The sequence below is a fragment of the Microbacterium sp. 18062 genome (assembly GCF_902706225.1).
Taxonomy (GTDB): Bacteria; Actinomycetota; Actinomycetes; order Actinomycetales; family Microbacteriaceae; genus Microbacterium.
This window is the reverse complement of the sequence record NZ_CACSKB010000006.1, coordinates 69,530-91,608: the sequence shown is the minus strand read 5'-3', so window position 1 is coordinate 91,608 and position 22,079 is coordinate 69,530. Positions and strand designations below refer to the sequence as shown.

General features: G+C 70.4%; 23 protein-coding genes. 17 read left to right on the top strand and 6 right to left on the bottom strand.

Features of this window, described 5'->3' with window-relative positions; genetic code table 11:
• Positions 1 to 99: 99 nt before the first annotated feature.
• The 5 genes from GVL03_RS03975 (at position 100) to GVL03_RS03955 (ending at position 4,859) form a co-directional block, all read left to right on the top strand.
• Positions 100 to 861: a GntR family transcriptional regulator gene (locus GVL03_RS03975; RefSeq protein ID WP_159499690.1), complete on the top strand. Its 762-nt coding sequence runs from the start codon at positions 100 to 102 to the stop codon at positions 859 to 861.
• A 234-nt stretch (positions 862 to 1,095) separates the two neighbouring features.
• Positions 1,096 to 2,409 carry an MFS transporter gene (locus tag GVL03_RS03970; protein ID WP_159499689.1) on the top strand — a complete coding sequence of 438 codons (1,314 nt, stop codon included), beginning with the start codon at positions 1,096 to 1,098 and terminating at the stop codon, positions 2,407 to 2,409.
• Positions 2,406 to 3,650, top strand: a complete 1,245-nt coding sequence (locus tag GVL03_RS03965; protein WP_159499688.1) for an amidohydrolase family protein — start codon at positions 2,406 to 2,408, stop codon at positions 3,648 to 3,650. Before GVL03_RS03970 ends, GVL03_RS03965 begins: the two co-directional genes overlap by 4 nt.
• A 2-nt stretch (positions 3,651 to 3,652) precedes the next feature.
• Positions 3,653 to 4,030, top strand: coding sequence for an antibiotic biosynthesis monooxygenase (locus GVL03_RS03960; protein WP_159499687.1), 378 nt, complete (start codon positions 3,653 to 3,655; stop codon positions 4,028 to 4,030).
• A gap of 133 nt (positions 4,031 to 4,163) precedes the next feature.
• Positions 4,164 to 4,859, top strand: coding sequence for a GntR family transcriptional regulator (locus tag GVL03_RS03955; protein ID WP_159499686.1), 696 nt, complete (start codon positions 4,164 to 4,166; stop codon positions 4,857 to 4,859).
• Positions 4,860 to 4,863: 4 nt separating this feature from the next.
• Here GVL03_RS03955 and GVL03_RS03950 read toward each other — a convergent pair whose 3' ends face one another.
• The 3 genes from GVL03_RS03950 to GVL03_RS03940 all read right to left on the bottom strand — a co-directional run bounded on the left by GVL03_RS03950 (position 4,864) and on the right by GVL03_RS03940 (position 7,898).
• A complete protein-coding gene (locus tag GVL03_RS03950; protein WP_159499685.1) occupies positions 4,864 to 5,853 on the bottom strand; it encodes a proline racemase family protein in 990 nt (329 codons plus the stop codon).
• Positions 5,850 to 6,797, bottom strand: coding sequence for an ornithine cyclodeaminase family protein (locus GVL03_RS03945; protein WP_159499684.1), 948 nt, complete (start codon positions 6,795 to 6,797; stop codon positions 5,850 to 5,852). The genes GVL03_RS03950 and GVL03_RS03945 overlap by 4 nt, the downstream gene beginning before the upstream one ends.
• Positions 6,798 to 6,863: 66 nt before the next feature.
• On the bottom strand, positions 6,864 to 7,898 hold the full coding sequence (locus GVL03_RS03940) for a zinc-binding dehydrogenase (RefSeq protein ID WP_159499683.1): 1,035 nt from the start codon (positions 7,896 to 7,898) through the stop codon (positions 6,864 to 6,866).
• 132 nt (positions 7,899 to 8,030) lie between these two features.
• Here GVL03_RS03940 and GVL03_RS03935 point away from each other — a divergent pair, with 132 nt between their 5' ends.
• The 5 genes from GVL03_RS03935 to GVL03_RS03915 all read left to right on the top strand — a co-directional run bounded on the left by GVL03_RS03935 (position 8,031) and on the right by GVL03_RS03915 (position 12,197).
• Complete coding sequence (locus GVL03_RS03935) at positions 8,031 to 8,579, top strand: TetR family transcriptional regulator (protein WP_200847050.1); 549 nt, start codon at positions 8,031 to 8,033, stop codon at positions 8,577 to 8,579.
• 133 nt (positions 8,580 to 8,712) lie between these two features.
• Complete coding sequence (locus tag GVL03_RS03930) at positions 8,713 to 9,447, top strand: ABC transporter ATP-binding protein (protein ID WP_159499682.1); 735 nt, start codon at positions 8,713 to 8,715, stop codon at positions 9,445 to 9,447.
• Complete coding sequence (locus GVL03_RS03925) at positions 9,444 to 10,739, top strand: ABC transporter permease (protein ID WP_159499681.1); 1,296 nt, start codon at positions 9,444 to 9,446, stop codon at positions 10,737 to 10,739. Before GVL03_RS03930 ends, GVL03_RS03925 begins: the two co-directional genes overlap by 4 nt.
• Entirely contained in the window at positions 10,732 to 11,373 is a 642-nt protein-coding gene (locus GVL03_RS03920) for a TetR/AcrR family transcriptional regulator (RefSeq protein WP_159499680.1), read from the top strand. Before GVL03_RS03925 ends, GVL03_RS03920 begins: the two co-directional genes overlap by 8 nt.
• A gap of 113 nt (positions 11,374 to 11,486) precedes the next feature.
• Positions 11,487 to 12,197, top strand: a complete 711-nt coding sequence (locus tag GVL03_RS03915; RefSeq protein ID WP_159499679.1) for a GTP pyrophosphokinase family protein — start codon at positions 11,487 to 11,489, stop codon at positions 12,195 to 12,197.
• Positions 12,198 to 12,454: 257 nt separating this feature from the next.
• Here the strand turns inward: GVL03_RS03915 and GVL03_RS03910 are convergent, their stop codons facing one another.
• Both GVL03_RS03910 and GVL03_RS03905 read right to left on the bottom strand, forming a co-directional pair.
• A complete protein-coding gene (locus tag GVL03_RS03910; protein ID WP_159499678.1) occupies positions 12,455 to 12,796 on the bottom strand; it encodes a hypothetical protein in 342 nt (113 codons plus the stop codon).
• Positions 12,789 to 14,033, bottom strand: a complete 1,245-nt coding sequence (locus tag GVL03_RS03905; protein WP_159499677.1) for a cation:proton antiporter — start codon at positions 14,031 to 14,033, stop codon at positions 12,789 to 12,791. Before GVL03_RS03905 ends, GVL03_RS03910 begins: the two co-directional genes overlap by 8 nt.
• Positions 14,034 to 14,116: 83 nt before the next feature.
• Here GVL03_RS03905 and GVL03_RS03900 point away from each other — a divergent pair, with 83 nt between their 5' ends.
• The gene (locus GVL03_RS03900) at positions 14,117 to 14,572 is read left to right on the top strand and encodes a MarR family transcriptional regulator (RefSeq protein ID WP_159499676.1); all 456 of its coding nucleotides are present in this window, start codon (positions 14,117 to 14,119) and stop codon (positions 14,570 to 14,572) included.
• A gap of 73 nt (positions 14,573 to 14,645) precedes the next feature.
• Positions 14,646 to 15,230 (top strand): hypothetical protein, encoded by a 585-nt coding sequence (locus tag GVL03_RS03895; RefSeq protein ID WP_159499675.1) that lies wholly within the window; start codon positions 14,646 to 14,648, stop codon positions 15,228 to 15,230.
• A gap of 151 nt (positions 15,231 to 15,381) precedes the next feature.
• Here the strand turns inward: GVL03_RS03895 and GVL03_RS03890 are convergent, their stop codons facing one another.
• Positions 15,382 to 17,124 carry a DEAD/DEAH box helicase gene (locus GVL03_RS03890; RefSeq protein ID WP_159499674.1) on the bottom strand — a complete coding sequence of 581 codons (1,743 nt, stop codon included), beginning with the start codon at positions 17,122 to 17,124 and terminating at the stop codon, positions 15,382 to 15,384.
• A 182-nt stretch (positions 17,125 to 17,306) separates the two neighbouring features.
• Between GVL03_RS03890 and GVL03_RS03885 the strand changes: the two genes are divergently transcribed.
• The 5 genes from GVL03_RS03885 (at position 17,307) to GVL03_RS03865 (ending at position 22,079) form a co-directional block, all read left to right on the top strand.
• Positions 17,307 to 18,296 (top strand): aldo/keto reductase, encoded by a 990-nt coding sequence (locus GVL03_RS03885; protein WP_159499673.1) that lies wholly within the window; start codon positions 17,307 to 17,309, stop codon positions 18,294 to 18,296.
• Positions 18,293 to 18,700 (top strand): DUF2809 domain-containing protein, encoded by a 408-nt coding sequence (locus GVL03_RS03880; RefSeq protein WP_159499672.1) that lies wholly within the window; start codon positions 18,293 to 18,295, stop codon positions 18,698 to 18,700. The genes GVL03_RS03885 and GVL03_RS03880 overlap by 4 nt, the downstream gene beginning before the upstream one ends.
• A gap of 111 nt (positions 18,701 to 18,811) precedes the next feature.
• Entirely contained in the window at positions 18,812 to 19,717 is a 906-nt protein-coding gene (locus tag GVL03_RS03875) for a L,D-transpeptidase family protein (RefSeq protein WP_159499671.1), read from the top strand.
• A 58-nt stretch (positions 19,718 to 19,775) separates the two neighbouring features.
• Positions 19,776 to 21,347: a cellulase family glycosylhydrolase gene (locus GVL03_RS22570; RefSeq protein WP_159499670.1), complete on the top strand. Its 1,572-nt coding sequence runs from the start codon at positions 19,776 to 19,778 to the stop codon at positions 21,345 to 21,347.
• A 432-nt stretch (positions 21,348 to 21,779) separates the two neighbouring features.
• Positions 21,780 to 22,079, top strand: a complete 300-nt coding sequence (locus tag GVL03_RS03865) for a DUF1905 domain-containing protein (RefSeq protein ID WP_159499669.1) — start codon at positions 21,780 to 21,782, stop codon at positions 22,077 to 22,079.

Sequence of the window (22,079 nt, the reverse complement as noted above, 5' to 3'; positions counted from 1 at the left end):
CACATGTGCGCGTTCCTGCAAGAGGAGTTGACATGGAAGAGCGCTAGGTAAGATTGTCGGAACATGCGGCCACTAGACGGTCGATGTCGGGAGGGTGTCATGGCGGGGGTCGAGACCTATTGGCCCGACGAGCTGTTCGCCGACCTCGATCGCACGGGTCCGGTGCCGCTCTACTACCAGGTGTCGAGTCGGCTCGAGGCGGCGATCCACTCGGGCGCGATCCCCGCCGGTGCCCGCCTCGAGAACGAGATCGCCATCGCGCAGCGGCTGGGACTTTCCCGGCCGACCGTGAGGCGTGCCATCCAGGAGCTCGTGGACAAGGGGCTGCTGGTGCGCCGTCGCGGCATCGGGACCCAGGTCGTGCAGGGGCAGGTGACCCGGCAGGTCGAGCTGACGAGCCTCTACGAGGACCTCCAGAACACGCACCACTCGCCGGGGACGCGGGTGCTGGCGCATGAGACGGTCATCGCGACCGACGCCGTGGCCGCCGGTCTCGGCGTCGGCGTCGGCACGGACGTGGTCTATCTGCGTCGCCAGCGAAGCACGGACGGCGTGCCCGTGGCCATCCTCGAGAACTACCTTCCGCCGGAGTTCGGCGACATCACGACCGAGCAGTTGGAGGAGCGCGGGCTCTACCAGATCCTCCGCGCTCGAGGGGTGACGATCCGCATCGCCAAGCAGAGGATCGGCGCTCGGCGAGCCCACAATGACGAGAGCGAGCTGCTCGACATCGACCGCGGCGGACCCGTCCTCACCATGGACCGCATCGCGTTCGACAGCTCCGGTCGCGCGTTCGAGTACGGACATCACTGCTACCGCCCCGACATGTACAGCTTCGAGACGACGCTCGTCGCGAAGTAGCGCGCCGCCTGGCGGCTCTCCGCCGCCGGTGCGGGACTCGCCGTGAGCTCCGACCGCCGTCGGGCGGTCGGAGCGGCCTTGGGAAGGTCATGTCGCGGCGATGGTTCGAGCGCCCTTTGTCACGCGGACGAAACACGGGATCGGCATGATGACCTATACCAGTGCAATTGCACTGGTATAGCGTGCTCTTATCATCCGGCTGCACCACCGGCCCGCGAACAGAAATGAGGAGCGATGACCACGTCTACCGCGCGTCGCCGCACGTCCGCCTCCCCGCTCATCAGCGGATCGTTCGGCAACTTCGTCGAATGGTACGACTGGGGGATCTTCGCCGTCCTCGCGACGGTCTTCTCCGCGCAGATCTTCCATGCCGGGTCCGACATCGCGGCACTCCTCCAGACGCTGACGACCTTCGCCGTCGGGTTCGCGGCCAGGCCGCTCGGCGCCGTGCTGCTGTCGCCGCTGGGCGACCGGATCGGCCGCAAGCGCCTTCTCTCGCTCGCGATCCTGATGATGGCGGGAGGCAGCCTGGTCCTGGGCCTGACCCCGGGCTACGCGGTGATCGGGATCGTGTCCCCGGTGATCTTCGTCGCCGCGCGCATCGTGCAGGGTCTCTCCGCCGGCGCGGAGTTCCAGGCGGGCTCCAGCTACATCGTCGAGCACGCGCCGGAACACAAGCGGGGACTGTTCGGCTCGGTCACGCTCATGAGCAGCATCGCGGGAACGCTGGCCGCGACCGCCACCGGCGCGATCGTGACGACGGTGTTCGATGCCGAGACCTTGGCGCTGTGGGGATGGCGCATCCCCTTCATCATCGGAGCGCTCCTCGGGCTCATCGGACTGTACCTGCGCACCCGCGCGCCCGAGACCGAGGCCTTCCAGAAGATCGCGGGCACCGACGCGATCGTGCAGTCGCCGCTCAGGGAGGTCTTCACGCACCACAAGCTGACGATGCTGCGCATCTTCGCGATCTCCGTCTATACCGGCGCCTACTACTTGTGGACGGTGTTCCTCCCCACATATGCGCACCTGGCGAGCGGTCTCCCGTTGCAGCAGACGCTGCTGGGCGGCATCATCTCCCTCATCGTCATGTTCATCGCGCTCCCGTTCCTCGGCCGACTCTCCGACAAGATCGGACGCAAGCCCATGCTGCTCGCGCACTGCGTCGGCATGGCGCTGCTCGCCTACCCGATGCTGCGGCTCCTCGAGATCCCCAGCTTCGGCGTGTTCCTCGCGGTGGACATCGTGGGCTGCCTGATCGTGGGCTTCACCTCGGCCACCCAGTCGGCGACCTACTGCGAGCTGACGCCCGCGAACGTCCGCACGACCGCGATGGGGATCCCGTACAACCTCTCGTCGGCGCTGGTCGGCGGGACCATGCCGCTCATCGCCACCGCATTGGTGACCTCGGGGAACGGACAGGCGGTCGCCTTCATCATCATCGGCATCGCCGTCTTCGCGGGCATCGTGATCGCGTTCATGCCCGAGGTGCGAGGGCGCGACCTGAATGCCGTTGCCCTGCGCTCCCGCGATCGGGCCGTCGCATGACGCCCCGCCGTCTCGAGGTCCTGCGGGCCGCCGTGCTCGACCCGGTGGACGGCAGCCGGACCCCCGAGCGGCGCATCCTCGTCGAGGACGACCGCATCGTCGCCGTCCTCGGGCCAGGCGACCCCGCCCCCGAGGCGTTCGAGGCGGCCACCCGCGTCGACGCGGCCGGCCGTGTCGTGGTGCCGGGGTTCATCGACGCGCACGTGCATCTTCTCGGCTACGAGTCGGATCTCGGCGTGCCCGGCCGGGAGTCGCCGCTCTACGTGGCGGCCCGCGCGGGCGACCTCATGGGCGCGATGCTGCGACGCGGCTTCACGACGGTGCGCGACGTCGGCGGCGCGGACCACGGGCTGGTGCGTGCGGTCGAGGAGGGGTACCTCGCCGGTCCGCGTATCTTCCACGGCGGACCCGCCCTGTCCCAGACGGGCGGTCACGGCGACTTCCGCGGCGCGGGCGAGGTCTGTGCGCACAGCGCGTCCACGGCGCTGCCGACCATCGGGCTCGTGGCCGACGGCGTCCCCGCCGTGCGGGCGGCGGTGCGCAACGAGATCCGCCGCGGTGCGCGCCACATCAAGCTGATGCTCGGCGGCGGCATCGCCTCTCCCACCGACCGGATCGACTCCGCGCAGTTCGCCGAGGAGGAGATCCGGGCGGCGGTCGAGGAGGCGCGCAACGCCGGCATCTACGTCACCGGTCACGCCTACACCCCGGCCGCGATCGCTCGGGCGCTCCGTCTCGGCGTGCGATGCATCGAGCACGGGACGCTGCTCGACGACGAGACCGCCGGGCTGTTCGTCGAGAACGACGCGTTCCTCGTGCCGACCCTCGCGATCGGCACCCTGCTGGCGTCCGAGGAGAGCGCGGAGTTCGGCGTGCCGGAGGAGTCGCGCCGCAAGGCGGAGGGCATCCGTGCCGCGGGGACCGAGATGCTGCGCATCGCCCGCGACCGCGGCGTGCAGGTGGTGTTCGGCACCGATTTCATCGGGCCCATGCATCGGTTCCAGTCCCGCGAGTTCGCCGTGCGCGCCGAGGTTCTGCCCGCCCTCGACATCCTGCGCTCGGCGACGGTGACGGCGGCGAGACTGCTCGGCGAGGAGGGGGAGCTCGGCCGGATCGCCGAGGGGTACCTCGCCGACCTGCTGGTGCTCGACGTGGACCCCCTGGAGGACATCGCCGCGTTGGCCGAGCCCGAGCGCTCCGTCGCCACGGTGATCTCCCGCGGCCGCGTCGTGGAGGGATGAGGATGCTGCAGTCGGTGCTCGTCCTCCGCTCGGCGGGCGGGCGCATCGACGAGCTCGTGGAGCGCTATCGGAGCGTGGGGATCATCGAGGCGGCGATCCCGTTCGGCCTGCTCCGCGGCGAGGCGCTTCGCGACACGGCACGCCCCGACCTCCTCATCGTCACCTCGCTCTGGCACGATGGGGCCGCGTACGACTCGTGGCTCGCCTCCGAGGAGCGGGTTCGCGTGACGCGGGGCCTCGACGCGCTGCTCGATCCCGACGCCCCGCCCGAGATCCACAGGCTCCCGGTGCGCGAGGGCACGGATGCGGCAGCCGACCTGGAGCTGGACGGGATCGCCGTGGGGCGCACCGAGCGGCTCCATCTGGTCCGCCCCTCCTGATACGGGGATCCCGGAGGGGGCCTCCGAGTCGTGCAGGATGATCGTCGGTCAGGGTCGCTGACGCGAGAACGCGGGGCGGGTCAGTACGCTAGCCGGATACCGGTGGTTCGCGCGGGAGAGAGGGCGGGGAACGATGACGATCGCGCACGACGCGCAGGGTGCGATCGAGCCGCTGCCCCGCGCCGGCAGCGTGCGCCGCGCCGTGTCGGAGCGACTGCGCTCGGCGCTCATCAGCGGCCGGATGCGCGCGGGGGAGCTCTATTCGGCGCCGCAGCTGGCCGAGATGCTCGGGGTGTCGGCCACCCCGGTGCGCGAGGCGATGCTCGATCTGGTGCGTGAGCAGATGGTGGAGGTCGTCCCCAACAAGGGCTTCCGCGTGCGCACGCTGAGCGACCGCGAGCTGGACGAGCTGGTGGAGATCCGCCTGTTGATCGAGGTGCCCGTCATGGCCGAGATCGCGAGGACGTGCGAGGGCGCCGTCGCCGACGGCGTCCGTGCCCTCGAGCCGCTGGCTCTCGACCTCGAGGGCGCCGCCCGCGACGGCGACCTCGTGCGCTTCATCGTGCTGGACACCGAGTTCCACTCGACCTTCCTCGCGCTGCACGGCAACGAGACGCTCGTCGGCGTCATCCGCGAGTTCCGCGGGCGCAGTCGGCTCTACGGCCTTCAGAAGCTCGCCGACGCCGGAGCTCTCGAGGAGACGGCGGCCGAGCACCGGGAGATGGTCCGTCTCGCGCTCTCGCGCGACGGCGACGGCATGACGGCGCTCCTTCGGCAGCACATCGCCCACATCCGCGGCGAATGGGCGCGGGGCGAGGACGCGCCGTAGGCGATCAGCGCAGGCTGAAGCCGGACGGCAGCGGGTCGCCGTCGGCGAGGGTGAACGAGCAGGTGCCCACGGGGTACGCCTGACCGCTCACCTCGGGGATCACGGCGTCGCCGTCGTGCTCCGCCACGCGCGCGAGGAAGCGCGTGCCGATGATCGAGTCGTGTGTGAGCCACTCGCCGTCGGCGAGTCCGCCCGTCGCCGCGAGCAGCGCCACGCGCGAGGCGGTGCCCGACCCGCACGGGCTGCGATCGACCTCGCCGTCGGCGAACACGGTGATGTTGCGCTGCCACGGGCCGATGTCGGTGCGTCCCAGGTCGTCGACGAGGATCGTGCCGTACACCCCCGACAGCCGCGGGTCGGCGAGCTGGGCGGCGGGATGGGCGTTCAGCGCCCACTTGATCTCGCGGCCGATCTCGATGAGCTTCATCGTGTCGCCCGGCTCGACCGTCAAGCCGACCGAGGATGCGGCGAGGGTGGCGTACACCGCTCCTCCGAAGATCAGATCGACCGAGACCGTGCCCCGCGTCGTCTCGAGCTCGATCCCGCGCTGGAGCACCCGTGAGGGCACGTTGCGGAAGACCACGCCGGTCGTGCGGCCGGCTTCGCGCTGCACGCGCGCCTGGACGCGACCGCTGGGGACGTCGATGGTCACGATCGCCTCGCCGTCGTCGGGAGCGCCGACCCGGCCCGTCTCCACGGCCCACGCGCCCAGTGCCATCGTGCCGTGGCCGCACGCCGTCGAGAAGCCGTCCTTGTGCCAGAAGAGCACGCCGAAGTCGGCTCCGTCGTCGTCGGCCGGCGTCACGAATCCGCCGTACATGTCGTCGTGCCCGCGCGGCTCGAGGCACAGGAACCGGCGGACGCGATCGGGATCGCCCGCGATGGCGTTCATGCGGCGCTCCGCGACCGTCGCGCCGACCGTCTCGGTCGAGGTGACGATGCGGAACGGCTCGCCCGCCGTGTGCCAGTCCTCGGTGCGGATCGTCTCGTTCATCGGCCGGTGCCCCGTCTTCCCCCGTCGTCGATCCGTTCCATGGCCGCCACCGCCACCACGAGGTCCTGCCAGCCCATGCCGCAGGTCTTCACGACGCGCGAGCGGTCGAAGCCGGGGGAGACGGCGCCGGTGGCCACCTCCTGGAAGCTGATGAGGTCGTCGACGCGCAGATGGCCCTCGTCGATCGCCTGGATGACGTCGCCCGCCTCGGTGGTGGCCACGGTCAGGCTCTCCACGATGACGTGGCTCGAGCCGAGCAGCGCCCCCGGGAGCTCGCGCTTGGTCGGCTCGTGCGACCCGACGGCGGCCACCGTCGTGCGCGCGTCGACTCCGGTGCCGAAGAGCGGCTCGACCGCGGATGTCGCGCAGATCACGATGTCGGCATCCCGTCCCTCGGCCGCCGAGCCCGCGCGGATGTCGAGGTCCGCGTCCGACCACGCGTCCGCGGCCCGGCGCGAGCTCTCCTCGGTGCGGCCGACGACGCGGACGCGCTCGATGGGCCGGATCTCGCGCATGGCCCGGACGTGATGACGCGCCTGGGGTCCGGTGCCGAACACGGTGAGCGTGCGGGCGTCCGCGGGGGTCACGAGATCCACGATGGCGGCGGTCACCGCGGGGGTGCGCAGCGACGTCAGCTCGGCGCCGTCGATGATGGCGCGCGGCTCCAGCGTGTCGCCGTCGAAGAGGAGGAAGACGCCCTGGATGCGGTCGAGACCGCGGGAGGGGTTGCCCGGGGCGACGGTCAGCACCTTGCACCCGGCGTATCCGGAGAGCTCCGAGGGCATCAGGAGGAACTGGCCGTGGGCGGTGTCGACCGCCGACCGCTGGAACGCGTCCGTGCCGAGCGACGCCGCGTCCCGGATCGCGGCGATCGCCTCCGTCAGGGGGAGCGCAGCGCGCAGGGTCTGGGCATCGATGAGGGAGAGATCGGTAAGTGCCGGCACAGTGCAATTGTACTGTATGCCCGCACCGCCGGCGATCCCGGGCCGCCGGCCGTGTGGGCATCGTCGCTAGAGACGCGGATCGACCACCGTGCGGATCGACGCGAGAGGGTCGGTCATGTGCTCGAGGGCGTCCTGGAGACCGGACAGACCGATCCGCTCGCCGGTCAGCCACAGCTTGACGTCGGTCGTGCCCTCTGCGATCGACGTCAGCGACCGGCGCATGTCCTCGGGGCGCTCACCGGAGGCGAAGTAGATGCGCAGTCCCTTGTTCTGGGCGGTGAAGATGTAGATCTGCTCCGGCTGCATCGAGTAGCCGCCCATGACGATCCGGACCTCCCGCCCGACCGCGTCGATGATCTGGCTCAGCAGCCCCTTGACGCCGACGCACTCGTAGACGACGGTCGCGCTTCGGCCGTCGAGCTCGGCGAGCGGGCCGTAGGGCGACCGATCGCGGGGGTCGATCGCGAGGGTCGCTCCCATCTCGAGAGCGATCCCGCGTCGTGACTCCGACAGGTCGACGGCCACGATCGCCGCGACGCCGGCGAGTTTGAGCCCGGCGATCACGCCGAGCCCGATGGCGCCGCATCCGACGACCACGGCGACATCGTCGGCGGTGGGCTCTCCGACGCGGGCGTGCTCGAGTCCGACGGCCAGGGGCTCGACCAGTGCGGCCTCGTCGTCCGAGACGTGGTCGGGGATCTCGAGGAGGAAGTTCTCGTCGAGCACCACGTACTCGCCGAAGCCTCCCGGCAGCGTGTTGTCGAAGCCGATGACGGAGTGCGCCCCGCTTGTCGTGACGACGGGGATCGAGGTCACGCGCGCGCCGATCTCGACCGGTCGTCGGCTGTTCGGGCCGTACTCCACGACCTCGCCGACGAGCTCGTGGCCGAGCACGACGGGCTTGTCGAGGTCGAGGCCCGCGTACGGACCGCCGTGTTTCCGCGACATCTCCACCATCTCGTTCCCCCCGTGGAGGAAATGGAGGTCGGAGGCGCAGATCGCGCAGGCGAGCGTGCGCACGAGGACCTGCCCTTCGCCGGGGACAGGGGTGGCGATCTCGCCGACGTGGATCTCGCCGTCGAGGACGTATGCGGCCTTCATCTTTGATCCTTTCCGGGTGCCGTCGGTCGCGCATCTTTCCTGTGCGACCGAGGCATCAACACTGATGACCTCATTCTGTCCACAGTGTTGACGCAATGCAAAGGGTGACCGTGTGGGCCCTAGGATGGCGCCGTGACTGGATCCCGTCTCTCCACGCGTGACACGATCCGGGAGGTGGCCGGCGAGATGTTCCCCCGCGCCGGCTATGCCGCGACATCGGTGCGAGCGATCGCGCGCCGCGCGGGCATCGACGCCGCCCTCGTGGTGCGCTACTTCGGCTCGAAGGAGGGGCTCTTCCTCGAGGCGGTGGCGGCGCAGATCGACCGCTCTCCGTTCTTCGGCGGTCCGATCGAGACGCTCGGAAGGCGGGTCGTGCGCTTCGTCCTCGACGCCGACGACGAGGTGCGCGGGGTGTTCCTCGCTCTCGTGCGTGCCAGTGAGTCGCGCGACGTCGGCGCGCGACTGCAGGAGTTCCACGAGGCGACATTCGTCGCGCCGCTGCGGGAGCGTCTGCGAGGACCGAACATCGAGCTTCGGATACGCCTCGCGTCGTCGCTCGTGGGGGGACTCCTCTACGAGCTATGGATCCTCGGCGACGAGGACCTCGCGGCGATGGCCGTCGACGACATCGTGACCGAGTACGGGGCGCTCCTGCAGCGGCTCATCACCCCCGGGGACTGATCACCCTCGGCTGCGGATCCGTCCGGGCGACTCGGCTCGTCTCGGCATCGCTCAGGGTGCATTCCCAGAAATGTGCAGTTACTCTCTTTTTGCAGTGACTGCACATTCCATCCGGCGCGAGGAGACCGTTCCGATGAGCATCCCGATCCTGGAAGCCCGCGACATCCACAAGGCCTATGGGAGGGGGCAGGCGAGGTTCGAGGCGCTCAAGGGCGTCTCCCTGCAGGTCGTGGCGGGAGAGTCGATCGCGATCGTGGGAAAGAGCGGTTCGGGCAAGTCGACGCTGATGCATCTGCTGGCGCTGCTCGACGCGCCCGACGGCGGCGAGCTGCTCGTCGAAGGGCAGGATGCCGCCGGCATCGGTGCGCGGCAGGTGAGCCGGTTGCGCAACGAGGACTTCGGGTTCGTGTTCCAGCAGTTCTTCCTCATCCCGAATGCGTCGGTGCTGGAGAACGTCGTGCTGCCGTTGAAGATCGCCGGTGCGGGAGCGCGCGAGCGCAAGGAGCGCGGCATGGCGGCGCTGGAGCAGCTGGAGCTCGCGGACAAGGCCAAGAACAGGGCGACGAACCTCTCGGGTGGTCAGAAGCAGCGCGTCGTGATCGCGCGGGCGCTCGTGGCCGATCCGAAGGTGATCTTCGCCGACGAGCCCACGGGCAACCTCGACACGGCCACCGGGCTGCTGGTGGAGGACATCCTCTTCGATCTCAATCGTGAGCGCGGCATCACCCTCGTGATCGTCACGCACGATCCGGAGCTCGCTGCCCGCTGCGACCGGCAGGTGTTCGTCCGTGACGGACTGATCGAGTCGCTCTCGGAGCCGCACGCCGAGCCGGACTCGGCTCCCGGCGGGACGGAGGAGCGGTCATGAAGCTCCGCGACGTGCTGTCCTCGGCGGTCTCCAACAGCTTCCGCAGCAAGACGCGTACCGTGCTGACGGTCCTGGCGATCTTCATCGGCGCCTTCACGCTGACGATCACCAGCGCCATCGGGACGGGGATCTCGAACTACATCGAGACGCAGATATCGTCCATCGGCTCGACCGACGTGCTCACGGTGACGCACGCCGCCGAGGACGCCACGACCGACAGCGGGCCGGCGCCCTACGATCCGGATGCCGCCTCCAGCGGTTCCGGCGGGCTCCCGGGCGGTGCCGCGGCCCCGGCAGTGCTGAGCGAGAGCGATCTCGACGCGATCGCAGACGTCGAGGGGATCCTGACGGTCAGTCCGGTCGTGTCGGTGAGCACCGCGTTCATCCAGCACGCCGGCGGTGAGAGGTTCGAGCTGAGCGCGAACGCGAGCGCTGCGGTCTCGATCCCGGATCTGGCAGCGGGGTCGCCGTTGTCCGCGGACACGGAGACGAACGAGATCCTGTTGCCGACCTCCTACCTCGACGCCCTGGGATGGGACACCGCCGAGGACGCGGTCGGACAGGAGGTGACGATCGGGATCTCCGACTACCTGGGCGATCTGCACGAGGTCGACGCCATCGTCGCCGGGGTTCAGAACGAGTCGCTCTTCACCTCCGGCGCCGCGCTCGGCCAGCACCTGACCGATGAGCTCGTCGCGGTGCAGAACACCGGCCGGCCCGACAGCCTGCAGCAGGGCTACGTCGCGGCGACCGCCACGTTCGACCCGGATGCGACCGCTGACCAGGTCGCGGCGATCAAGGCGGACCTGACAGAGGAGGGCTTCTCGGCGCTGACCGTGGCCGATCAGATCGGCGCCGTGCAGACCGTGATCAACGGCATCATCGGCGTGCTGAACGCGTTCGCGGTGATCGCGCTGATAGCCGCCGGCTTCGGAATCGTGAACACGCTGCTGATGAGCGTGCAGGAACGTACCCGGGAGATCGGCCTGATGAAGGCGATGGGCATGGGCAGCGGCAAGGTCTTCGCCCTGTTCAGCGCCGAGGCCGTGTTCATCGGCTTCCTCGGCAGCGCACTCGGGGCGCTCGCTGCGATCGGCGCGGGCACCCTGATCAGCTCCGTGCTCTCCGACACCGTCCTGGCCGATCTCGAAGGGCTCCAGGTGATGCAGTTCGCCCCCGCATCGGTCGCGACGATCATCCTGGTCGTGATGGGCATCGCGTTCCTCGCGGGCACCCTGCCCGCCCGCCGCGCCGCGCGGCAGAACCCGATCGACGCGTTGCGGTATGAGTGACACCGTCCAACCCGGGGGACTGCGCGAGCGCAAGCGCGCCGCCACCCGGGCCGCGATCGAGCAGGCCGGCCTCACCCTGGTCGTCGAGCACGGCTACGAGCACGTCACGGTCGACATGATCTGCGAGGCCGCCATGGTCTCCCCGCGCACCTTCTTCAACTACTTCGGCTCGAAGGAGGGCGTCATCCTCGGGGTCCTGCCCCCTTTCCCGCAGGGCGAGGCGGTCGACGCGTTCGTGCACGCCGGCGGCCCGAGCGTGCTCGAGGACTTCCTCGAGATGGTCACGACGGCCCTGTCGATACGGGAGCCCCATCCCGAGCATGCACGGCTGCGACGGCAGGTGATCCAGCGCAGCCCGGAGCTCGCCGCCCGCATGATCGCTCGGCTGAGCGATCGCGAGGACCAGTACGCGGCGATGCTCCTGGAGCGCTTCGCGGCCGACGGTCGCACGCCGGAGCGGGAGCCCGGCCTGGAGGACGAGGCCCGCATGGTCGTGGGGCTGGCGATGACCGTCTTGCACTACGTCATGCGCAAACGGAGGGGCGGCTCGCTGGATGCGGCAGGGACCCGCGCGACGATCCACGATGCGATCGGCTTGATCCGGCGCGCGACGGGCGACGCGGGAGAGGAGTAGCGATGGCGACGGACCGGCTCGTGTCCCCTGACCCGGATGCTCATCGACCAGGGGGCGCTGACGCCCACGAGCAGCAGATCGTTCGGACTCTGCGCGCCCGTGCCGGAACGTTCATGAGCACACCGGACGATGCGGAGGGCATGGCCGCGGAGCTGCGCGAGGTGCACGACGAGTTCGCCCGCTTCCGGCTGTACTACCAGTTCGGCATCGAGGAGGTGCTGACGAAGATCAACATCCTTCGGCAGGAGTTCGAGCAGTCGCACGCGTACAGCCCCATCGAGCACGTTCGGTCCCGGCTGAAGTCCGTCGAGAGTCTGCTGGAGAAGGTCGTGCGTGTCGAGTGCGACCTGGCCATCCCCGCGATCCGGGATCGGGTCCGGGACATCGCCGGCATCCGCATCACGTGCAGCTTCGTCTCCGATGTGTACGCGATCGCCGGGATGCTCGCGCGGCAGCCGGATCTGACAGTGGTGCAGACCAAGGACTACATCGAGAACCCCAAGGACAACGGCTACCAGTCCCTGCACCTCATCGTGCAGGTCCCTGTGTTCCTCTCCGACCACACCGAGAACGTGTTCGTGGAACTGCAGATCCGCACGATCGCGATGGACTTCTGGGCCAGCATCGAGCACAAGCTCTCCTACAAGTACCGCAACGAGCTTCCTCGGCATCTCGTCGCCGAGCTCGATGCCGCGGCGCGATCCGCCGCGGATCTGGACGCCCGGATGGGACGCCTGCGCGACGAGATCCTCACGTTGGGCGCCGAGTCCGAAGCCGGACCGGGAATCGGCGCACCCGCGCCACGCCGAGAGCGCGAGACCTGACATGACGACCTTCCGGACACCCGTGACCGAGCTGCCCGAGCGCGATCCCGGCGCGGGGGAGATCGTGTCCTCGCGACGACCAGCGAGCACCGCGCGCCTCGCGTGAGGGAGCTCGGTGCGGAGCCCGTTCCCTACGGCGAGGGACTCCTCGATCGGGTGCGGTCAGCGGCCCCGGACGGTGTCACGGTGCTCGCTGCGTCGCGAGGCGCTCCCCGTCGCGCTCGCGCTGGCGGCGGCCGGTGCGTACGCGGTCGAGCTCATCCCGAGAGATCGACGACGACGGCGTCCGGCCAGCGGTGCATCATCGCACCGATCGCGTCGGCGAGCGGCGTGTGCTCGGCCTCGATCGAGGTGACGAGGATCACGCCGACGATGGCGTCGTTCTCCTCGATGGCCGAGACCGCGCGGCTCGACGGCTGTCCCTCGACGGCACCGACCTCGATGGGCAGGAAGGCGTCGCCATGAGCGTTGACGAGCATCGCGAAGGGCGCCACGTCGGTCGTGACCACCGCGACCCGCTGGCCGTCGTCGAGAAGGACTTCGGCGAGCCGGCACCCCGTCGCGTCGGCGTCCCCGGCGATGCACCAGAGGTCAGGCATGACTCGCCTCCGTCGTGGCCGCCTCGGGCTCGAGTCGTGTCGTCGGGCTCGGTCCGATCGGAACGTCGTCCGTCGTCGGGGATCCGACGACGCGTCCGCTCCAGAGTCGCGGGAGATAGGTGACCATGAGCGGCCCGAGGATGGCGAGGATGAGGACGTAGAGTCCGGCGAAGGGAGCGATCCGGTCGTCGAGGCCGGCGGCGGCGGCGATCGTGGCGAGGATGAGTGCGAACTCGCCGCGGCTCACCAGGGTGAGGCCCACCTCGATGCCGGTGAGCACCGTCATCTTCTGCAGCCGCGCCGCGATGACGCCGGCGGCGAGGTTGGCGATGATCGTGATCGCGACCGCGACGAGGACGGGCACCAGCACGATGGCGAAGCGCGACGGGTCCAGGGTCAGTCCGAAGCCGATGAAGAACACCGCGGCGAACGTGTCGCGCAGGGGAGCGGTCGTCTTCTCGGCCTTGTGACGGGCATTCGTCCCGGCCACGATCAGGCCGACCATGAACGCGCCGATCGCGTCGGAGACGCCGAGCTCCTCGGAGGCACCGGCGATGAACAGGGCGATGCCGACGAGGCCGACGACGAACAGCTCGGCGGACTTCTCGTTCACGATCCTGCTGATGATGCGGCTGCCGCGGCGAGCGACCGTGAACAGGAACACCAGGAAGCCGACGGACACCACGAGCCGCAGGACGGATCCCCAGATGTTCGAGTCGGGGTTGATCAGAACCCCCAGCACCGCGAGGTAGACGGCGAGGAAGACGTCCTCGATCACGATGATGCCGAGGATGAGCGGCGCTTCGGGGCTTCCCATCTTCTTCAGGTCCACCATGAGCTTCGTCACGATCGCCGAGGACGAGATGCCCGTGATGCCCGCGACCACGAGCGCCTCCGCGACGCCCCAGCCGAGAGCGATTCCGAGGATCAGGCCGGCGCCGAAGTTCAGGGCGATGTACACGATCCCGGCGATGATGAGGGTGCGAGCGTTCTTGGCGAACGCCGCGGTGTCGAACTCGAGCCCGAGGTTGAACAGCAGCAGCACCAGGCCGATGGTCGCGATGATGTGGATCTCGTCGTAGGGCAGCTCGATCGGGATCAGATGCACGGCGGGGCTGGCGGCCAGGCCGACCAGGATGTAGACCGGCACGGGAGGCAGACCGATGAGGCGTGCGGCCCGGCCGAGGAAGGTTGCCACGACCAGAAGCAGCCCCAGGATCATGATCGTCTCGCCCACGAAAACTCCTTCACTATCGATCAATAGTTAACTATTACCTAATTAGTAGACGGTGGTAAAATTTCTGCGGGAGGTTGAAGGAGATGCACAGGTTGACCGCCGCCGAGCTCATCGCGCGGATCGGCGATGACCGGCGTGAGATCTCCCGGCGGCTCTCGGGCAGCCGCCTGGAGCCGTTCCTCGGGGTGGAGCTCACCCTGCACCAGCTACGGATCGTGCTGCTCGTCGCGACCGGAACCGCGACGACCGGACGCGAGGTCGCGGAATGCCTGCACGTGAGCGCGTCCGCCGTGTCCAGCAGCGTCGACAAGCTCGTCGAGCTCGGGTACCTGTCCCGGGACGCGTCCGATCCGGACCGGCGGGTCAAGCATCTGTCCGTCACGACGGCGGGCACGCGGATCTACGATCAGTTCCTCGGCTTCCGCGATGAGGCGGACGAGTACCTCGCGGCGCTCGATCCCGCGGATCTGGCGGCGTTGGCGCAGGGTACCGCCGCGCTCCGGCGCGCCATCCACCACCGGATGGACGGCGTAGCCTGATGCGAAAGTCTCCCCGGAGGGGTGAGATTTCACCTCCTTCGTCGCTCGTCAGTGACCCAGGCCGCTGATCGGCATGCCGTACGCGCCCGGGTTCCCCACGGACTTCACCGAGTATGTGCTCGTCTGGTGCGCCGACCTGCTCGAGCCTCTCGACGTCGGTGAGCGGAGGCTGCTCCTGGACGGGCTCACGCTCATGTACACCGGTGGTCCCTGGCCGGACCGGCTCCAGATCCAGCGGCTCGTCGAGCAGATGGACGGCCGCTACGACCCGGAGTCCTTCATCGGAGAGCTTGAGATCCGCTCCGGCGGGGGGATCGCCGGAGCCGTGGATCGTCTGCGCGATCCCCGGTTGCGGGAATATGCGCTCTCCGAGCTCCGCAGGTATCCCGGGACCCCGGGGCTCGTCGTCGCGGTCAACGCGCAGGTCGACGCCGGTGTCCTCAGCGAGCAGGAGCGGAACGACATCCTCACCAGCGCGATCAACGCCCCCGTGCTCCCCGGACCGATCCCGGCGCCGGAGGGGTGTCCGCCGCTGCCCGAGGACCACCCGGAGTCCTTCGAGGATCTGAGGGCACGGCGGATGCGGATGCGTCCGGACCGGGGGAGACCCGTCGCCGGCGCGTCCGGGGCGAGGGACCGGGAGGGACGAGAGCGATGAGGGTGCTCGTGCCGGGCGCGACAGGACGGATCGGCTCGCGCGTGGTGCGTGCGGCCCGCCTCGCCGGCAACGAGGCGGTCGCCTATGTGCGCCGTCCCGACGCCGTCGAGAAGGACGACTCCGTCGTCGTCGTCCCGGGCGCCCTCGACGTTCAGCGGTGGCGCGGCTTGCGCTCGCGGTCGGGGCGGCCGCCGGGTGCGCCCTGGTCGAGACGCATCTCGATCAGCTTGCCGCCGATCCGCGTTCCGCTCAGCTTGTCGAGCACGCTCGCGGGCAGGTCCGCGGGCAGCTCCACCAGCGAGAATTCCGGACGGATGTCGATCTGTCCGAAGTCCTCGCGCTTCAGGCCGCCCTCGTTGGCGAGGGCACCCACGATCTGGCGCGGCTGCACCTTGTGGCGTCGGCCGACCGCGAGGCGGTACTTCGCGAACGACGAGTTCGACGGTCGTCGCCGGCGCTCGGGCCCTTCGTCGCCTGCGCGGTCGCGTCCGGGCCGGTCGTCCCGGTCGAACGTGCGCGCCGGGCGCTCGTCCTCGGGGGAGAGCAGCAGCGGCGTGTCGCCCTGGGCGACGACGGCCAGCGCCGCGGCGACGTCCGCCTCGGGCACGTCGTAGTGCTCGACGTAGTGGGCGACGATGTCGCGGAACCGCTCGATGCGGTCGGTCTGCTCGAGGGCCGCGGTGATCGCGTCGTCGAAGCGGGTGAGGCGGGTGGCGTTGACGTCCTCCACGCTCGGCAACGACATCTGGGTGAGCGGCTGTCGCGTCGCCTTCTCGATGGCGGCCAGCATCCGGCGTTCGCGCGGAGTGACGAAGCTGATGGCCTCGCCCGAGCGGCCGGCTCGCCCGGTGCGGCCGATGCGGTGCACGTAGGACTCGGTGTCGATCGGCAGGTCGAAGTTCACGACGTGGCTGATGCGGTCGACGTCGAGGCCGCGCGCGGCGACGTCGGTGGCCACGAGGATGTCGAGCTTGCCGGACTTCAGCTGGTTGACGGTCTTCTCGCGCTGGGCCTGAGCGACGTCGCCGCTGATCGCCGCCGCGGTGTAGCCGCGGGCGCGCAGCTTCTCGGCGAGGGTCTCCGTCTCGTTCTTCGTGCGGACGAACACGATCATGCCCTCGAAGTTCTCGACCTCGAGGATGCGGGTGAGGGCGTCGACCTTCTGGGCGTACGACACGACGAGGTAGCGCTGGGTGATGTTCGACGAGGTCGCGGTCTTGTTCTTGACCGTGATCTCCTCGGGGTCCCGCAGGTACTGCTGCGAGATCCGCCGGATCTGGGCGGGCATGGTGGCCGAGAACAGGGCCACCTGCTTGTCGACCGGGGTGTCCGCGAGGATCGTCTCGACGTCCTCGGCGAAGCCCATCTTGAGCATCTCGTCGGCCTCGTCGAGCACGAGGAACCGCAGCTCCGACAGGTCGAGCGTGCGCTTCTCGAGGTGGTCCATGATCCGGCCCGGGGTGCCGACGACCACGTGCACGCCGCGGCGGAGGGCGGAGAGCTGGGTGCCGTAGCCCTGGCCGCCGTAGATGGGCAGCACGTGCACGCCGCGGAGGTGGGCGGCGTAGCGCTCGAACGCCTCGCAGACTTGGAGGGCGAGCTCGCGGGTCGGGGCGAGGACGAGAGCCTGCGGCGTGGCCTGCGAGAGATCGAGCTGCGACAGGATCGGCAGCGCGAACGCCGCCGTCTTCCCGGTGCCCGTCTGCGCCATGCCGATCACGTCGCGCCCGCGCAGGAGGGGAGGGATGGTCGCCGCCTGGATCGCCGACGGCGTCTCGTAGCCGACGTCCTTCAGTGCCTTGAGCACCGAGGCGTCGAGCCCGAGGTCGGAAAAGGACTGCGACTCGTCGACCGTCTCGGCTCCGGTGGACGCGGCGGACTCAGGTGTGCTCATCCGTCAACGGTAGTACGCGCACCGCGGAACCTCCCCATCCCGGAGCGTCGGGGATCCGCCCGCCGATCTCGGCGGGCTCGCGCGGGGGCCCCGATCGCGTGGAACGCCTTCGCGATGGCCCTCATCGGGATCCCGATCGCCGTCGTCTAGGCTGAGCCGGTCACCCGTCGACAGGAGCCCGCATGCAGACCCGTCCCCTCGGCGCGACCGGCCGCCTCGTCTCCGCCGTGGGCCTCGGCACCTGGCAGCTCGGCGCCGACTGGGGCGCCGTCGACGACGCCGACGCCCTCCGGGTGCTCGGGGCGTCGGCCGACGCCGGGGTCACTCTCTTCGACACGGCCGACGTGTACGGCGACGGGCGCAGCGAACAGACCATCGGCCGCTTCCTCGCCGAGCGCGGCGACGACATCACCGTCGCCACCAAGATGGGACGCCGCCTCGCCCAGGAGCCCGCGAACTACACACCGGAGAACTTCCGGATCTGGACCGAGCGCTCCCGGCAGAACCTCGGCGTGGAGACGCTCGACCTCGTGCAGCTGCACTGCCCGCCGAGCGCCGTCATCGCGGATGCGGCGACCTACGACGCCCTGGACGAGCTCGTCGCCGAGGGCGTCATCGCCGCCTACGGGGTCTCCGTCGAGACGTGCGCGCAGGCGCTCGCGGCGATCGCCCGGCCGAACGTGACGAACGTGCAGATCATCCTGAACCCGTTCCGGCTGAAGCCGCTCGACGAGGTGCTGCCGGCCGCGGCGGACGCCGGCGTGGCGATCCTCGCGCGGGTCCCGCTCGCCTCGGGCCTGCTGTCCGGCCGCTACACCGCGGCGACGATCTTCGCCGCCGACGACCACCGCGCCTTCAACCGGCACGGCGAGGCGTTCGACCGCGGGGAGACCTTCTCCGGCGTCGATTTCGAGACGGGCATCGCCGCGGCCGCAGAGCTCGCGTCGGTGCTTCCGGACGGCGTGTCGCTGCCCGCGGCGACGCTCGCCTGGATCGCGGCGCTGCCGGGGGTCTCCAGCGTCATCCCCGGAGCGCGGACGCCCGCTCAGGCGCGGTCCAACGCGGACGCGGCGGCGCTCCTGGACGGAGGCCTCGACCTCGACGCGTTCGACGTCTTCGTGCGCGAGGTGTACGACCGGACCCTGCGCACGGACATCCACCCGCACTGGTGACCGGCACGGCGCGGCGACGCGCGACGGCACTCGCGTTCGCGGTCGGGCTCGTCGCCGCAGGAGTCGGGGTGCACGCGTTCGCTCCCGACACGGCGGTGAGCGACATCGCCGGCGATCTGCTCTACGCGCTGCTGATCTACGCGCTGGTCGTCGTCCTCGTGCCGAGGCTGCCCGCACTGGGCGCCGGTGCGATCATGCTCGTGTGGTGCGTGGGCGTCGAGGCGTTCCAGCTCACCGGTCTGCCCGTGGCGTGGGCGGCCGCGTTCCCGCCGATCGTGCTGGTGCTCGGCACGGTCTTCGACGCCCGCGACCTGGCCGTGTACGCGGTCGCTGCGGTGGGCGCGGCGTGCGTCGACGCGTTCGCGTGCGGTCGATCGACGCCTCGGCGGGGCCGTACGCCGTAGCCGCGACAGGCGAGGCAGGCCCGCACGTCCGGTCCGTGCCCGGCACCGGCGCCTCCGGGCGGGCGCGAGAGCCGCGTTGCGCCATGCCCGTGGGCGGGCGACCATGGACTCATGCCCTCCGCATCCGCCCGTCGTCGCGTCCTTCCGCTCGCGATCGCTGCCGCCGTGGTCCTGATCGCGGCACTCGTCTTCGCCCTCGCGACGGGGCTCGGGCGCGTCCCCGAGCCCGTCGCGGCCTCGCCCGCGCCGTCCGTCACCCCGCAGCCGACCGCGACACCGTCACCGACGCCCACCGAGATCGGGTTCCCCGCCGACACCGCGGCGTACGACGTGACGGGGCTCCCGGCCGCCGAGGTGTACGCGGTGATCCCGGCCCTCCCCGTCGACGCCGATCCGAGCGGCCCGCTGCCGGGCTTCTCGGCGACGCCGGCCGCCGCCGAGATCCCCGTGTTCGCCGAGCCGGGTCAGGCGCCGGTCGCCCGGCTGCTCCAGTCCCAGACGTACGGCGGAACCACGGTGCCCGTCGTCGAGCGCCAGACGAACTGGGTGCGGGTGCTGCTCGCGGGCCGGCAGGGCACGCCGCCGGAGGGGAATCCCGCGCAGCTGTCCGGGTGGGTGCGCGCCGCGGACGTCACCCTCGCCGACGATGCCACCCGCGTCGAGGTCAGCCTCTCCGCCCGCACCGTGTCGATCGTGAGCCCGGCGGGGGTCGAGACGGTGGCCGGCGACTTCGGCTGGGGGACCGATGCCACTCCGACGCCACTCGGTCGCACCTTCATCATGCACACCGAGGTCGTTCCGGCCTTCGGGTACACACGCGGCCATCCGCTGGTCTACCTCGGCGTGCAGTCGCCCACGCTCGCCGGGTTCTCCGGCGCTCCCGTCGCGGTGACCGCCTTCCACTACCACGACGCGCGATCCGGGCCGATCTCGAACGGATGCCTCCGGCTCGACGGTCCCGCGATCGACCGGCTCGCACAGCTGCCGCTGGGCACCGCCGTCGTGGTGACCGGCTGAGCGCCGACCACCGTCTACACTGAGCCGACAGCCCGCCGACGACCGAGGAGTCCGGCCCGTGATCCGCTCCTCCCGTGCGCTCACCCGGATCGGCGCCGCGCTCGTCGCCGTCCTGCTGACCGCGCTGATCGGAGTCCTCGTGCCGAATCGAGCGGATGCCGCCGCACCCGGATGGCTGCACACCTCCGGCGGCGACATCGTCACCGCGGACGGCACGCCGTACACGATCAAGGCGGTGTCTTGGTTCGGTCTCGAGACCTCGAACTGCGCCCCCCACGGTCTCTGGACGATCCCGCTCGACGAGGGCCTGCGGCAGATCGCGGCGATGGGCTTCACCACCGTCCGCCTGCCGTACTCGAACGAGTGCCTGGCGGCGTCCGCGAGCACCTCGATCGACGCGAACGTCAATCCGGATCTCGTGGGGCTCAGCCCGCTGGAGCTGCTGGACGCCGTCGTCTCCCGGGCGGACGCCGCCGGGCTCACCGTGATCCTCGACCGTCACCGGCCCGACTCCGCGGCGCAGTCCGCGCTCTGGTACACGGATCGGTACAGCGAAGAAGCATGGATCGCCGACTGGCGGATGCTCGCCGAGCGATACCGAGACGACCCGACGGTCATCGGCGTCGACCTGCACAACGAGCCGCACGGCGAGGCGTGCTGGGGATGCGGCGACCCTGCCCGCGACTGGCGCGCGGCCGCCACGCGCGCGGGCGACGCCGTGCTCGCGGTGAACCCGAGGCTGCTGATCATCGTGGAAGGCGTCGAACGCCAGCCGGACGGTTCCTCGACGTGGTGGGGCGGCGGCCTCGCCGGCGTGGCAGCCTCGCCGGTCGAGCTCGCGGTGCCGGACCGTGTCGTCTATTCGCCGCACGACTATCCGGCGTCCGTCTACGCGCAGCCCTGGTTCGCCGATCCCGCCTACCCGGCCAATCTCGAGGAGCGGTGGGAACGGGACTGGGGGTACATCGCCACCGAGGGCATCGCGCCGGTGCTCCTCGGCGAGTTCGGCACCACTTATCTCAGCGAGAGCGACCGGCAGTGGCTGGCGAGCCTGGTGAGCTACCTCGAGCGCACGGGCATCAGCTTCGCGTACTGGTCGTTCAACCCGAACAGCGGCGATACCGGCGGTCTCGTCGCCGACGACTGGCGCACCCCCGAGCAGGACAAGCTCGACGCGCTGCGGCCGATCCTCGAGCCGGTGCCCCCGGCGCCGACCGCCGTGCCGAGTCCCACCTCCACGCCGTCGCCCTCGCGTCCGGCGACTCCCGGACCGAGCCGCACGCCCGAGCCGACGCCGGTTCCTGAGCCGAGCGCGCCCGCGCCGTCCGGCGACACCGCGGCCGAGTGGATCCTGCAGAGCGCGTGGGGCGAGGGCTACGTCGCGGAGTTCGTCGTCACCGCCGGTGCCGCGCCCGCGCGGTCGTGGACGATCTCCTGGGTATCGCCCGGCGCGACCGAGGTCGTGAACAGCTGGGGCATGGACTGCACCGTCGTGGAGTCACGGATCACCTGCACCGGAGCGGGGTGGGCGACGACGCTCGCGGCCGGTCAGTCGGTGCGTGCCGGACTGCAGGTGTCCGCTCCTTCCGCGCCCTCTGCGCCGCAGATCGAGGTCCGCTCGTCCTCCTGACCCGAGAGTCTCCCCGCCCCGGTTCTGGTTGAACAGGCGCATTGCCTGGACTTTCCCCACCCCACGGAGCGCCCCGCAGGGGCGCTGAGCAGCTGATGCGGAAGTCTCATCTTCTCGATCCCTGAGCGAGGAGCACAGCTCCGAGACGAAGGGTCGCGGTGCCCGCCGTTCCGCTGGGTGCGTTTCGTCTCCCTGTGCTCAGGTCGAGCCCCCCGCCGGTGCCCCCTCGTCCGCGAGACTGCAGCGGGGCGCCGAGACCATGGGGTTACCCCACGGTCTCGGCGCCCACGTGCAGTCTCGCGGTCCCGACCCCGGCCACGAGCCCGAGCCTGACCCGGGTCCCGACCACGAGCCGAGCACCGAACGTCCCGGGTCATCCCCAGGTCGCGCTCCCGCCCCACGCGACGCGGGTGCTCGCCCTACTCTGGTCAGATGCAGTTCGTCTTCGACGCCGTGTTGTTCCGCTGGGACGCCCGCACGGACGCGTCCTGGTACTTCGTCGCCGTGCCCGCGGAGGCCGGTGAGGACATCCGTGAGATCCCCCGGATGCCGCGCGGGTTCGGCGCCGTACGCGTCGAAGCCGAGGTCGCCGGCCTCCGCTGGCGCACCTCGATCTTCCCCGACGCGGCGAGTGGAACGTACCACCTGCCGGTCAAGCGCGCGGTCCGTGACGCCGCATCCGCCGGAGAAGGCGACAGCATCCACGTCGGGCTGACGGTCCTGGACGCCTGA